Source organism: Candidatus Edwardsbacteria bacterium, assembly GCA_018821925.1.
In the GTDB taxonomy this organism is placed as follows: domain Bacteria; phylum Edwardsbacteria; class AC1; order AC1; family EtOH8; genus UBA2226.
In genome coordinates this window covers 1-13,888 of record JAHJLF010000039.1, presented here as the reverse complement: position 1 = coordinate 13,888, position 13,888 = coordinate 1, and the positions used below count along the sequence as shown (strand labels likewise).

14 protein-coding genes and 1 tRNA gene are annotated in these 13,888 nt (G+C 52.4%); 11 read left to right on the top strand and 4 right to left on the bottom strand.

Annotated elements, in window-relative coordinates; translation table 11 throughout:
* Window positions 1-23 precede the first annotated feature (23 nt).
* Genes KJ869_03720 through KJ869_03705 form a run of 4 tightly spaced genes read right to left on the bottom strand, consistent with a single transcriptional unit; the run spans window position 24 to window position 2,770 of the window.
* The gene (locus KJ869_03720) at window positions 24-659 is read right to left on the bottom strand and encodes a phosphatase PAP2 family protein (protein MBU1576297.1); all 636 of its coding nucleotides are present in this window, start codon (window positions 657-659) and stop codon (window positions 24-26) included.
* Window positions 660-668: 9 nt separating this feature from the next.
* Window positions 669-1,586: a 4Fe-4S binding protein gene (locus tag KJ869_03715; protein MBU1576296.1), complete on the bottom strand. Its 918-nt coding sequence runs from the start codon at window positions 1,584-1,586 to the stop codon at window positions 669-671.
* A gap of 15 nt (window positions 1,587-1,601) precedes the next feature.
* Window positions 1,602-2,168, bottom strand: a complete 567-nt coding sequence (locus KJ869_03710; GenBank protein ID MBU1576295.1) for a hypothetical protein — start codon at window positions 2,166-2,168, stop codon at window positions 1,602-1,604.
* A complete protein-coding gene (locus tag KJ869_03705) occupies window positions 2,165-2,770 on the bottom strand; it encodes a hypothetical protein (GenBank protein MBU1576294.1) in 606 nt (201 codons plus the stop codon). The genes KJ869_03710 and KJ869_03705 overlap by 4 nt, the downstream gene beginning before the upstream one ends.
* Window positions 2,771-2,955: 185 nt before the next feature.
* Between KJ869_03705 and KJ869_03700 the strand changes: the two genes are divergently transcribed.
* The 11 genes from KJ869_03700 to KJ869_03650 all read left to right on the top strand — a co-directional run.
* Complete coding sequence (locus KJ869_03700; protein MBU1576293.1) at window positions 2,956-4,311, top strand: DUF4139 domain-containing protein; 1,356 nt, start codon at window positions 2,956-2,958, stop codon at window positions 4,309-4,311.
* Between the two features lie 113 nt (window positions 4,312-4,424).
* Window positions 4,425-5,786: a TldD/PmbA family protein gene (locus KJ869_03695; protein ID MBU1576292.1), complete on the top strand. Its 1,362-nt coding sequence runs from the start codon at window positions 4,425-4,427 to the stop codon at window positions 5,784-5,786.
* Window positions 5,787-5,852: 66 nt separating this feature from the next.
* Window positions 5,853-5,940, top strand: a tRNA-Ser gene (locus tag KJ869_03690).
* Between the two features lie 335 nt (window positions 5,941-6,275).
* Window positions 6,276-7,241 carry a GDP-mannose 4,6-dehydratase gene (gene gmd, locus KJ869_03685; GenBank protein MBU1576291.1) on the top strand — a complete coding sequence of 322 codons (966 nt, stop codon included), beginning with the start codon at window positions 6,276-6,278 and terminating at the stop codon, window positions 7,239-7,241.
* Complete coding sequence (locus tag KJ869_03680) at window positions 7,238-8,176, top strand: GDP-mannose 4,6-dehydratase (protein MBU1576290.1); 939 nt, start codon at window positions 7,238-7,240, stop codon at window positions 8,174-8,176. The genes gmd and KJ869_03680 overlap by 4 nt, the downstream gene beginning before the upstream one ends.
* Window positions 8,177-8,253: 77 nt before the next feature.
* Window positions 8,254-8,943 carry a hypothetical protein gene (locus KJ869_03675; GenBank protein ID MBU1576289.1) on the top strand — a complete coding sequence of 230 codons (690 nt, stop codon included), beginning with the start codon at window positions 8,254-8,256 and terminating at the stop codon, window positions 8,941-8,943.
* A 24-nt stretch (window positions 8,944-8,967) separates the two neighbouring features.
* On the top strand, window positions 8,968-9,423 hold the full coding sequence (locus KJ869_03670; GenBank protein MBU1576288.1) for a dTDP-4-dehydrorhamnose 3,5-epimerase family protein: 456 nt from the start codon (window positions 8,968-8,970) through the stop codon (window positions 9,421-9,423).
* Window positions 9,424-9,498: 75 nt separating this feature from the next.
* A complete protein-coding gene (gene rfbB, locus KJ869_03665; protein MBU1576287.1) occupies window positions 9,499-10,509 on the top strand; it encodes a dTDP-glucose 4,6-dehydratase in 1,011 nt (336 codons plus the stop codon).
* 37 nt (window positions 10,510-10,546) lie between these two features.
* Entirely contained in the window at window positions 10,547-11,854 is a 1,308-nt protein-coding gene (locus KJ869_03660; GenBank protein ID MBU1576286.1) for a nucleotide sugar dehydrogenase, read from the top strand.
* Between the two features lie 311 nt (window positions 11,855-12,165).
* Complete coding sequence (locus KJ869_03655; protein ID MBU1576285.1) at window positions 12,166-13,083, top strand: SLBB domain-containing protein; 918 nt, start codon at window positions 12,166-12,168, stop codon at window positions 13,081-13,083.
* A gap of 252 nt (window positions 13,084-13,335) precedes the next feature.
* Window positions 13,336-13,888, top strand: a 553-nt coding sequence (locus KJ869_03650; GenBank protein ID MBU1576284.1) for a class I SAM-dependent methyltransferase, incomplete at its 3' end; no start/stop codon positions are given.

Below are 13,888 nucleotides of genomic sequence, written 5' to 3'. Positions count from 1 at the left end.
CATTAGTTCTATATTTGCTGTATTCAGGGGGACGGATCCGGATTTTCGTCCTTACTGAATACATTGTGCAAAAAAGTGTCGAACTCGAATCCCAGTATCTGTTCCTTGAAATGCAGGGTCAGCTTGGCGGTGGCAAATCCCACCACGGCTCCCGCCAGAACATCCGACGGATAATGACGGCCCAGGTATATTCGTGATACTGCGACTCCAGTAGCTGCCGTATATAATGGTATGGAAAGCTTCGGGTATTGATGAGAGAAAACGGTGGCCAGGGCGAAGGCGCCGGTGGCGTGCCCGGAGGGAAAGGATGAATTGGATCGTTCGGTGGGGCCCTCCGGCCGGTCCCGGTTGACGATGTTCTTCAAACTGTAGGTTATGACGGCCGAGGCGCCGTCGGCCGTCAGCGCCAGCTTGGCGCTCTGCCGGGCTTTCTCCCCGCCGAACAGCCCTACCCCGGCACAGATTGCTATGCCTACTTTGGTATCTCCGGCATCGGTGCAGAACTGCATGGGGCCATCCAGCCAGTCGCGCTGCCAGCGAGTATGGATTTGATCGAACAATCTCTGGTCAAGACTTTCGGCCTGACAGTAACCGGAGAAAGCTGAGGAAGATACCACGAAAAACAGGATCAGGGATATTTTTAATATTTTATTTTTCATCTTTTATGTTTAAAACCCACTCAGGTCCACATGCCCCAAGGCTCCCAGCATGGTTACCGCCTTGATGGGGCAGACCTCGAAGCACAGTCCGCAGCCGATGCACTGGCCGCGCATCACTTTGTGGTGCTCGCCCTTCTTGCCGATGATACAGTCGGTGGGGCAGACCGATTTGCACTGCTGACAGCCGTTGCACTGCAGGCCGATGAAAGCGGTGGGGCGGTTGGGAATGCGGTCCAGATATGATTTTTGCGGGCACTTATAAACGCAGATGGAGCAGGACCGGCACTTCTCATAATCTATTTTTGGCAGGGAGCCGTCCCAGATAATGGCTCCGTAGGGACATTCTTTCAAGCAGCTTCCGCAGGTGGAACAACCCTGCCGGCACTGCCCGGGTAAACCTTCCGATTTGGCCTGGCAGATGCAGGCCAGGTATATCTGCTGGGTCTTGGGGGCCAGCTTCAGGATCCCCTTGGGGCAGGCGTTGGTGCAGCGTCCGCAGCCGGTGCATTTGGAGTAGTCAATCTTGGGCAGGCCCTGGGGTGTCAGGCCGATGGCCCCGTAGGGGCAGGCCGTGATACAATCGCCCAGCCGCAGACAGCCGTAGAGGCATTCCCGGTTCCCTCCATATAACAGCATGGCCCCCCGGCAGCTGTCCACGCCGAAATAATTGAAACGGTTCCGGGCGTTCTCGGTCGAACCCTGACAATCCACAAACGAGGCCACGCTGGACCTGGGCATGACTGTCTCAGCCTGCATTTCGGCCAGTTTGGCCTTGAGGTTCTCGCCGCCGGGCAGGCACCGGCTGATATCGGGCTCGCCCTGGGCCAGCCTTTGGGCATACCCCAGACAGCCGTCCTCCAGCCGGCAAAGCCCGCAGTCCAGGCCGGGCAGAAGTTTCAAGAAACTATCAGTGAATTTTGTAGACATGGCAGAGTCGAGTCCCTAAAATAAAAGAGATATTCCATGATAGGAAAGCCAGAATACCGAGCAGATCAGCAGGTATACCGGCCACCCTTGAAGGGTCCGGCTGAACGATCCCCGCTCGGACTTTTCCCGGAAGAACGATATCAGCAGATTGGATATCATGAAACCCAGGGAGATGCCGATAGCACGGCTCAGGGCGGTCAGAATGCCGTCCGGCGTATAGTGTATCAGCAGCAGGCCGGATCCCAGCACGGCGATGTTTAAAAAATAGAACGGCAGGTGACGGCCGATCAATGATTGCTTGCCGAAGGACCGCTTCATCAGATAGTGCCAGCCCCACATCAACAGCATCAGCAGGGGCAGCTCCAGGGACAGGGCTTTCAGCGGACCCAGCACCAAGTAATGCAGGATCCATGCTGAGAAGCCGAAGACGGCGATCAATATCCCGCCGGCCAGGCTGTATCCCAGGGCCTGAGAGGGCTGGCGCGACATGCCCTCGGCCGAGGAGGGGATCAATCCGAAATTTATCAGCGGCTGATACAGGAACAGGCCGGACAGGAAGGCAATGGCGATATGAGCTGTCATTTTCGGCCTCCCGGGGCTGACATCCGGTAGATTACTATGGCCAGAGCGGTCAGCAGCATCCCGCCGAAAGCCAATCCCAGCATGGGCCAGGGGGGGCGGCTGAAAAGCGGCCCCCCTGCCAGGTAGCCTTTGCCGATCAGCTCCCGCACGAAGGCCACAGCCATCATCACCAGCAGGATGCCGGCTCCCTGGCCGGCGGCGTCGAACACCGCCCGGCCCAAAGAGGTGGTGTGTGAGAAGGCCTGGGCCCGAGAGAACACCACTGGACCGGCGGCCAGAAGATACATGATGATCACCGTGTGTTCGGGAAGATGGGACAGTCTGACGGCAAAAGCGGAGCCGATGATTGCCAGCATCACCGCCGAGGCCAGGGCCATTGCCCACAGGGGTATCCGGTAACGGAATATATCGCCGGCAATGGAGGAGACGATGCTGTTGACAAGTATAAGAGCCAGGCAGATGCTGCCCAGAAAGAAGGCCTGGTCCGTGGTCTGGGTTCCGGCCACTGCCAGGAAAATCCCGGTGCCCGAGAACAATAGGCCGTTCTCGGAGAACAGGTTCTTGATGAAAAGCTGTTGTTTGGTCTCTGACGGTAGCCGCATTAGACATCCGATAGGTGGTTAGATATAAATTTACATCTAAGTATATGTTTTTTATAATTTAAAGTCAAGGCAAAACGAATGCCCTAACGGCAGCTTAGGCAAAGTAGTCGGCCAATGATATTCCTTGACTAATGAAAATTTATAATCTATACTTAAAATCCAATAATCAAATTAGGGAGGGGTAAATGAAGAAGCTATTGATCGCCTGTCTGACAATTCTGGCCTGCCTGCCGGCAGCCGGCCAGGAGAGGAAGGACATCAGCCTGACCGTATATAACAGCGACCTGGGGCTGGTCACCGAGGTCAGGAACCTAAAGATCGGCAGCGGCAAATCGGAGGTCCGGCTAAGCGACGTACCCTCGCAGATCGACCCCACCTCGGTGCACTTCAAATCGCTGACCGCACCGGACAAGGTGGCGATCCTGGAACAGAACTATCAGTTCGACCTGGTCAGCCCGGCCAAATTGATGGAGCGGTATATAGACCAGAAGATAAAGGTGATCTCCTCCCTGGGCAAGACCTACGAGGGAATCCTGATGTCCCACGACGGCTCCAATATCGTGCTCAACACCGGGGGGAACATCATCACCTTGCGGCTGACCGACAACCTGCAGAATATCGAATTTCCCAGCCTGCCCCGGGGGCTGATCACCAAGCCCACCCTGGTATGGCTGGCCGACAACCGGGGTCCCAAGGATCAGCAATGCCAGATATCCTACATGACCGGCGGAATCAGATGGCACGCCGAGTACGTGGCGGTGCTGGATAAGGATGAGAAAAACCTCAACCTGGGGGCCTGGGTGTCGCTGGATAACCGCTCCGGGGCCTCCTACGAAAACGCCAAACTTAAGCTGATAGCCGGCGATGTCAACCGGGTGGAGGCCCGGCCTCAGCGAAGCTACGACCGCATGGCCAAGAGCTCACTGGCCGAGGCCGCTCCGCAGTTCGAGGAGAAGGCTTTCTTCGAATATCACCTGTATACTTTGCAGCGCCGGGCCACGGTGGCCAACAACGAGATCAAACAGGTGGCGCTGTTTCACAACACCGACGTCAAAATAAAAAAGGTCTACATCTACGACGGGGCTTATAACGCCAAGAACATCAGGGTCAACCTGGAGTTCCGCAACGATAAGGCCTCGGGCCTGGGGATGGCCTTGCCGGCCGGGAAAGTGCGCACCTACAAGCGGGACAGCGACGGGACCCAGCAGTTCATCGGCGAGGACATGATCGGCCACTCCCCCAAGGATGAGAAGCTGCGGGTCTTTCTGGGCAATGCCTTCGATCTGGTGGGAGAGAGGAGCCAGAAGGATTACAAGCGGATAAACGACCGCACCCAGGAGCAGACCATCGAAGTGAAGCTGCGGAACCACAAGGATGAAGCGGCTGAGATTGTGGTGGTGGAGCACCTGTCCGGCGACTGGAAGATCACCCAAAACTCCCATAAATACCAGAAGAAGGACGCCCACACCGTAGAGTTCGTCATCCCGGTGGCCAGGGACGGCGAGACGGTGGTGAATTATACCTACCGCAGCAAGTGGTGAGTCTTTTGGCTCTGATTTCAGAAGGACCTCCCCGTAAATCGTTTATTCTACTTGACCTTAAATTCAATTATTGATATAATCACACTTCTTCGTTACATCCGGGAGATATTTTAATGTACGGCCAGTCTAAGATAAAAAAAATGCTCCAGCTGGCACTGTCCGCTTCACGGGCCGATCAGACCGAGGTCTTCATAACCGCCGAGGACTCGGCCCTGACCCGGTTCGCCAATTCCTATATCCATCAGAATGTGGCCCAGCGCAATGGGACCATCTCGGTGCGGGCTATTTTCGGCAAGAAGATAGGGATGGCCTCCAGCAACATACTTACCGAGCAAAGCATCAGGGATACGGTGTCGCAGGCCTGCCGCATCGCCAAGTTACAGCACGATAATCCCGATTTCGTATCCCTGCCAGGCCCGGAGAAGGCCGGCCGCATGGCGACCGATCTTTATGTCGAGGAAACGGCCAAGATCACCCCGGCCCAAAGGGCCGAAGCTGTGGGCAGAATTTGCCGCAAAGCGGAGAAGCATAAGGCCAGGGCTTTCGGGGCCTTCAGCACCGGAACGGTGGAGATTGGCATCGCCAATTCTCTGGGCGTCATGCAGTACAATTGTTCCACCGATGCCAACCTCAACACCGTGGTGATGAGCGATACCGGTTCGGGCTACGGCCAGGGGGCCTCCCGTGATGTAGGAAAGATAAACATCAACGCCATTGCCGACAGCGCGGTCAAAAAAGCGGTGGACAGCCGGAACCCGGTTGACATCAAGCCCGGGCGCTATCAGGTCATATTAGAGGACATGGCGGTATACACCCTGGTGGAGTTTATGAACTACACCGGATTCTCGGCCATGGCGGTACAGGAGGGACGCAGCTTCATCGGCCTGAATATGGGCAAACCTGTGGTCGATACCAAGATCACGATTGTAGACGATCCTTACAATAAAAAGGGCTTTGCCTTTCCCTTCGATTTCGAGGGGGTGCCCAAGCAGAAGGTGACCCTTATAGACAAGGGCATTGCTTGCGGCGTGGTCTACGATTCCTACACAGCGTATAAGGAAAATAAAAAATCCACCGGGCACGCCCTGCCGGCCCCGGCCTACTTTCCCATGGCTCTGAACCTGGAGATGAAGGGCGGCCAGTCATCAATCGAAGAAATGATCAGGACCACCGAGCGGGGCATCTATGTGACCCGGTTCCATTACTGCAACCTGATCGACCCCATGCAGGTCTCCCTGACCGGGATGACCAGGGACGGGACCTTCCTGATAGAAAACGGAAGGATAACCAAGCCGGTCAAGAACCTTCGGTTCACCGAGAGCGTTTTGAAAACCCTGTCGAAGGTATCCGCCATCTCCAAGAAGACCAGCCTGGTAACCGAGGACAATGCTTATGGCAATCGCTTTGCCAACGGGATACGGGTCCCGGCCTTAAAGCTGGAGAGTTTCAATTTCAGCGGGACCACAGAATTCTGATCTTGAATGCAGGACAAAAAATAGAGGAGACCAGTAATTTAATATCTGTATACGATTATCAAAAACGGAGAGATGTCCGAGTGGCCGAAGGAGCACGTCTGGAAAGCGTGTATACCGCAAGGTATCCTGGGTTCAAATCCCAGTCTCTCCGCCAGAATATAGTTTGAACCAGGAAAGCGGAGCGGGAGGGTTCTCCGCCTGTTGTAAGGCATATCTGCAAAGCGGCGGCGGATGCGCCTCGGGCGTAAAATCCCAGTCTCTCCGCCAGATTTAGTCTGAGGAGGCATAAATATTAAGCAGATTACGTTTGGTAAACCAGAATAGACTAAGCGGTAGCGCAAGTGGCAAGGTTAGAACATAGTCGGCAAAATGCGCCAATGAGGGTTTAATGTTATTTGGCTTCGACCGGCAGGCCGGAGTTAAATCTTTTAGGGATGAATATCACTAACAATAGGTCTAAAAATCAATAAATATAAATACAGGTAATTTATGAAAGCTTTGATTACCGGGATCACCGGGCAGGACGGATCGTACCTGGCCGATTTTCTTTTAGAAAAGGGTTACCAGGTCTACGGCATGGTGCGCCGGGCCTCCACCGAGAATTTTGAACGGATCGAGCATATCAAGGACCGGGTTCAACTGGTGCAGGCGGACCTGCTGGACCAGCTTTCCATCATCAATGTGATCAAAGAGTCAAACCCCGACGAGGTCTATAACCTGGCTGCCCAGTCATTCGTTCCCACCTCCTGGGACCAGCCGGTCCTCACCGGGGAGTTCACCGCCCTGGGGGTGACCAGGATGCTGGAGGCCATCCGGCTGGTCAATCCCAAGATAAAATTCTACCAGGCCTCCAGCTCCGAGATGTTCGGCAAGGTCCGCGAGACGCCACAGACCGAGCTGACGCCGTTCTATCCCCGCAGTCCATACGGCGTGGCCAAGGTCTACGGCCATTGGATCACCATCAACTATCGCGAGTCCTACAATATCTATGCCTGTTCCGGCATCCTGTTCAACCACGAATCCCCCAGAAGGGGCAAGGAGTTCGTTACCAAGAAGATCACCGATGCCGTGGCCCGGATCAAGCTGGGCCTGGAGAAGGAGCTCCGGCTGGGGACCATGGATGCCAAGCGGGACTGGGGCTTTGCCGGAGATTATGTGCGAGCCATGTGGCTGATGCTGCAGCAAGAACAGCCCGATGATTTCGTGATCGCCACCGGCCGGACCCATTCGGTGCGGGATTTCTGCCGGATCGCCTTCGAGCATGTCGGTTTGGATTACAACGATTACGTCAAGATCGATCAGAAATTTGTTCGCCCGGCTGAGGTGGACCTGTTATTGGGCGATTCCACCAAGGCCCAGAAGGCCCTGAAATGGAATATCAAGGTGCCCTTTGAGGAATTGGTAAAGATGATGGTAGACACCGATCTGGAAACCTATAAAAGACGGATGAGGTGAGAGTTTTCATCACCGGCATAGAGGGTTTTGTGGGTCATCATCTGGCCGGGCATCTGATAGCTGCCGGGCATGAGGTCTCCGGGAGTTATTTCGATGAGCCTGCGGTGGGAGATCTCAACGGCCGCTGCACCCTTTTCCGGATAGACCTGCGAAGCGGGGAGGGGCTGCACCAGGCGCTGGCATCCGCCAGACCGCAATGCCTGTACCACCTGGCGGCCCAGAGCTCTCCGGCCCTGTCTTTTAAAAAACCGGTGGACACCTTTGAGATAAACGTCATAGGCCTAGTGAACCTGCTGGAGGAAGCCCGGAACACAGTCCCGGAATGCAAAGTAATCATGGTCAGCTCCTGCGAGGTCTACGGGCTGACCAATACTCCTGACCCGGTAAAAGAGGACTACCCATATAACCCCGCCAGCCCCTATGCCGTCAGCAAAATATCCCAGGAGCAGCTGGCCATTCAGTATTTTCATACTTATAAAATGAACACCGTGGTGGCCAGGCCTTTCCCGCATACCGGGCCGGGACAGCCGGAGATGTTCGCCCTGCCCAGTTTTGCCAGGCAGATAGCCGGGATCACAAAGCACGGGAGCGACCCGGTGGTCCTGGTGGGCAACTTAAGCGCCCGGCGTGATCTTTCCGATGTCAGGGATATAGTGCGGGCCTACGGCCTGTTGGCAGAAGCGGGCCTGTCCGGGGAGATCTACAACGTATGCTCGGGCAAGAACATCACTATTCAGCAGGCTCTGGAGATGTTGATAAAGATTTCGGGCAAAAAAATAGAGGTTCGAACCGACCCCCATAGGTTCCGTCCCCTGGACATCCCGATATTGTGGGGCGATAACAGCAAGATCAGGCGGCAGACAGGCTGGCAGCCGGAATATGAGATCGAGCAAACACTGAAGGAACTTCATCAGTACTGGCTGGACCGGGTATAATCGATAATTGTCGATTGAAACTCTGGCGGTAGGAAATCTTAAAATTACTTCTCCCAAAATAATTAATAGGGGTAATTATGAAAAAGTTAATAGCAATAATTCTTATCGTTGAAACTTTATATTTTGTTGGTTCATGTGGTAAAAGCACTCCAACTTCTGCTACGGATGAAACGGCAACGCCCACATCTGCATTACTCCCTCTTACACCAGGAACATGGTGGAAATATGAATTTCCGGATACTCTTAACTTTGGTGGTACAGACTCTTTATTGGTTACAGTAAGTGAAAACATTATTTCAGGCACAGATACAACAGTTAATCTATCTGTTAGTTATACCAATGCCGATAATCCCACCTCAATATCCATAAAAAAGGCAAATTTAAATTTCCTGGCAAAATATGAACAATATAATATAGACCAATATTTGTATTATCTTTCAACAGATCAAGTTCGTGATTTGGTTGTCGGAAAAAAATGGCAAATTAACAGTGATTCTGTTTTTTCCGGCCATACATTTTCCTATCTTATAGATACTTTAACTATAGTGGGTATAGAAACCATAATTAATGCAACAACTACTTATAATAACTGTTATAAAATTGAAATGAAACGATATAGCAAATATTTATGGACTTCTCTGTGGGGTGAAACTAAATTATTCACTGGTTGGGTAGCCCCTCATATTGGTATAGTGAAAGGAACAATGGTAAATTTCTCGGATGGTAAAACTATGGAGATAAAATTAAAGTCATATCTAATTAAGTAACTATTTAAAATAAATGAGATGATTATGATCGAAGGCGTCAAGACAAAAAAACTGAAGGTCATTCCCGATGAGCGCGGGCGGCTGATGGAGATATTACGCTGCGACGAGGAGGTCTTTGAAAAGTTCGGACAGGTCTACCTGAGCACCACCTATCCCGGAGTGGTCAAGGGTTGGCATTATCATAAGGTCCAGACTGACAACATCGTCTGCGTAAAAGGCATGCTGAAGCTGGTGCTGTTCGACAACCGGGAAGGCTCGGCCACCAACGGCGAGGTCAACGAGTTTTTTATCGGCGAGCATAATCCCATGCTGGTGCAGGTTCCCAAGGGCGTCTACCACGGATGGAAATGCGTTTCCAACGAGGAGGCTATGGTGATAAACTGTCCCTCCGAGGCCTATAATTATTCCCAACCCGACGAGTACCGGGTCGATCCTCATAAGAACGATATCCCCTATAAGTGGGAGCGCAAGGACGGGTAGCTCCGGGATCTGATTACAGGGAACAGATTATTAGGAACGGAAAACGCTAAACTGTAAACATCTACTGTATCAATCATGGCCAAAACAATTTTAGTGACCGGCGGAGCGGGGTTCATCGGCAGCAATTTCGTCCGCTTGATGCTCTGTAAATACCCCGATTATAATATCATCAATCTGGACAAGCTGACCTATGCCGGAAACCTGGAGAACCTTAAGGATATCCAATCCCACAAGAATTACCGGTTCGTCCATGGCGATATCTGCGATGCCCAGTTGGTCGAGGGCCTGATGCCGGGGGTGGAATGGGTGGTCAACTTCGCCGCCGAGACACATGTGGATCGCTCGGTGGACGATCCTTTCGTCTTCACCCAGACCAACGTCATCGGCACCCACACCCTGCTGGAATATGCCCGCCGCCATCAGGTTAAGCGGTTCATCCAGATCGGGACCGATGAGGTCTACGGCAGCGTGGAGACAGGTTCTTCCGTTGAGACCGATATCCTTGATCCCCGCAGCCCCTACTCGTCGTCCAAGGCGGCCGGGGATCTGCTGGCCCTTTCCTATCACACCACCTTCGGAATGGATGTCCGGGTCACCCGCTGCACCAACAATTACGGGCCCTTCCAATTCCCGGAGAAGCTGATCCCCTTCTTTGTTACCAACGCCCTGGAGGACAAGGAGCTTCCCATCTACGGCGACGGCCGGAACGTCCGGGACTGGCTGTATGTGGAGGATCACTGCCAGGCCATAGATTTCATCCTGCACCACGGGCAGGCCGGGGATGTCTACAATATCGGTGGCGGCCAGGAGATGGAAAATATCCAGATTACCGATATCATCCTGAAGGAGTTGAACAAGCCGGCCAGCCTTAAAAAATACGTCAAGGACCGGCCGGGACACGATAGGCGCTATTCGCTGGATATCACCAAGATAATGAAGCTGGGCTGGAAACCGAAATATACTTTCTCTACGGCAATCAAAGAGACCATAAAATGGTATAGGGAGAACGAAACGTGGTGGCGCAACATCAAAGAGGGCAAACGGGAGTTCAATGATTTTAAGGACCGCTGGTACAAGGAAAGATGACAATAAACTTTAAAATATATTATTAAGGTGTACCCCCATGGATCTTAAACAAAAAATTGAGACCCGCCGCGCCAGAATAGCAGTAATAGGCCTGGGTTATGTTGGTTTGCCTCTGGCGGTGGAGTTTGCCAAAGCTGGGTTTGAGGTGATCGGCATTGATCTGGACCCCAGGAAGGTTGCCAGCATCAATCGGGGGAAGAATTACATCATCGATGTCGATGACCAACAGCTGAAGCAGGTGATTTCCCAAGGCAAGCTTAAGGCCACCACCGACTACAGCGTTCTTAAGAAATGTGATGCCGTTCATATCTGCGTTCCCACGCCGTTCACCGCCACCAAGGACCCCGACATCAGCTACATAATCAGATCAGCCGAGGGGATCGCCAAACATCTTCACCAGGGGATGCTGGTCATCCTTAAAAGCACCACCTATCCGGAGACCACCACCAAGGTGGTCAAGCCGATACTGGAGAAGACCGGCCTTAAGGCCGGCAAGGATTTTTACCTGGCCTTCTCTCCGGAGCGGATAGATCCCGGCAACCAGAAATTCACCACCGCCACCACCCCCACCGTGGTGGGTGGATATACTCCGGCCTGCGGTCAGATGGCCAAGCTGATGTACGGACAGATCATCGAGAAGATAGTGATGGTCTCCTCGCCGTCCACCGCTGAGATGACCAAATTGCTGGAGAACATCTTTCGCAGCGTCAACATTGCTCTGGTCAACGAGCTGGCTTGTCTGTGCGAAAGAATGGACCGGGTGGACATGTGGGAGGTGGTGGATGCCGCCGCCACCAAGCCCTACGGCTTTATGCCATTCTACCCCGGGCCTGGGCTGGGCGGACACTGCATTCCCATCGATCCCTACTACCTGTCCTGGAAGGCCAAGGAGTACGATTTCCATACCGATTTTATCGAGCTGGCGGCCGAGACCAACGAGAATATGCCTTATCATGTGGTCAACAAGGTGATTGAAGCTTTGAGCGATAATGGAATGGCAGCCTCCAAATCCAAGGTGCTGGTGCTGGGGGTGGCTTTTAAGCGGGATATCGACGATGTCCGCAGTTCTCCGGCCATCAAGGTTATCGAACTTCTGGCCCCCAAGGTGAAATCTCTTATCTACAACGACCCGTTCGTGCCGGAGCTGGAGACCGGATGGAAAAAAATGAAATCAACCAAGCTGACTCAACAACTGATTAAATCGGTTGATTGCATTCTGATCACCACTGATCATACAAGTTATGATTTTAACATGATTGTCAAGAATGCCAAGCTGGTGGTTGACACCCGGAATGCCACCAAGAAGATAAAAAGCGGCAAGGTGGTCAAGATCGGCCGCAAATAATCGCTTTGGGCAAAGACACCCGAACATCAAGGGTGTCTTTTTTATTGAATAATTTGCTTGACAAAAAGCTGTTTTTGGGATAAAATCTTGTAAAGTTTAACATTATGAGGGAAAACAAGTTGCTGTATTAAAGTTTGTGGCCCGGTCAATCAATTATAGTCATGCTTTTTTGTTGTTTTAGTTGATTGCCTTTTTGCTCCAAATTTTAATATGGCGCCCAATAAATTCCCAAATTAAATTTATAATTTGGCCGGGCGCCGGTAGAAGCGTTCCGGCCATTTTTTTATGTCCTTAATATAAGCGGAGGCAGCATGTCAATTAAGATCAACCTTATTTCGGCGGTATTTCTGGCCGCGCTGGCCGGCGTGGCCTGCTCCCAACAGCGGTCTGATGGCCGGGATCCCTACCAGATGCGGAACCAGCCCATGATGAAGGTCCAGGTGCTGGGCCAGGTCCGCACACCGGGCATATATTCCCTGCCGGTGATGGACCGGGTCTCGTCCGCCATGGCCGCCGCCGGCGGCACCAACGAACAGGGCTCTCCCCGCAGCATCCAGCTTGTCCGGCAGGGCCGGATGATAGACACACTGGACATGTATTATTACTTATACAAGAACCAGCAGTCCGAGAACCCGATGCTGGAGGACGGGGATATTATCTTCGTTCCGGTTAACGACAACAACATCAAGGTGGTGGGACAGGTATTCCGTCCCGGGATATTCGAGGTCAAGCCGGGCGAAAGATTGATGGATATCATCGAGATGGCCGGGGGCATCACCCCGGTGGCCACCAAGGAGGAGATCAAGATCGAGAATGTGGCCACGCCGGAGGTGGTCCAGAGCATCAGCTATCGGGGGCTTTTTATCGACGGCGACCAGTCTCTGAACGTTCTCTTGAAAGAGGGCGATATCGTGACGGTGCCCACCGCACCCACCTCGGTGACTGTGGTGGGAGCGGTCCAGAAGGGCGGGACCTTTGTTTTTGAGCCGGGCACGGTCTTAAGTTACTACCTTGGGATGGCCGGCGGCTACGGGGAGCGGGCCAGCACCGGCAATATCAAGATAAACCGCTGGGGCGGTAAAAGCCTGAAAGCCAGGGAGGATACCCCCATCGAACCCGGAGATGTGGTCATCGTGGGTGAGATGCAGATCAAGGGCTGGCGGGATTATCTTTCGGTGTCCGGCCAGCTGATCACCATGTTCTATATCGTCTGGACAGTGGCCAATTAAATTTTATTTTCCTAGATTCAGTTGCATAGTGAAAAGGATGAATTCATATTTGCCACTGCTTTGCCCCAGTTGTTGCCGTAGTGGCAAAGGGAATGATGACGAAATGACGAAAAACGCTAAATTATGATAAACAGCATTACGGTTATCTCTGAAAAAAACACCTGAATACAATGAAAGGGCATTGTGCAAAATAGATATATAGCATTAAGACGAAGGGCCTTTGGCGAGTCATTGCCACTCGACCAGTATCTGATGAGCATCATCAAAGATCATCCTACCCATGGGTTTCTTCAGAATCCTGCCGGTCAAAACGTTTTCCTGTATCTGACAAAGTATGTCAGAGATTTTACGGAAAGTTATTTTTCCCGGGACATCGGCCAACTTTCTATTCTCGACTGGGGCTGCGGCAAAGGGCATGTTACATACCTGCTGCGTAAGCTGGGGGCCCGTCCAATCAGCTGTGACCTGAAATGCGACAGGGGTGATTCCAGTTTCGGGCAGGATGTGCCGATAATAATAGATCAGGGGTTAAGGGTCGAACCCTTAAAACATGAATATCTTCTGCCGTTCGATAACGCATCCATGGATATTGTGCTGGGTTTTGGTGTCTTGGAGCATGTTCCTTACGACACAAACTCGCTAATGGAGATAAACAGGATCCTTAAACAAGGAGGAATATTTTTTTGTTTCAATCTGCCGTATATCCTATCATGGACACAAAGATTATGCCGTTTGAGAGGCGATTATTATCATGACCGTTTATATAATAAGCGAAAAGTAAATACAATGCTCAGCACTTCTGGTT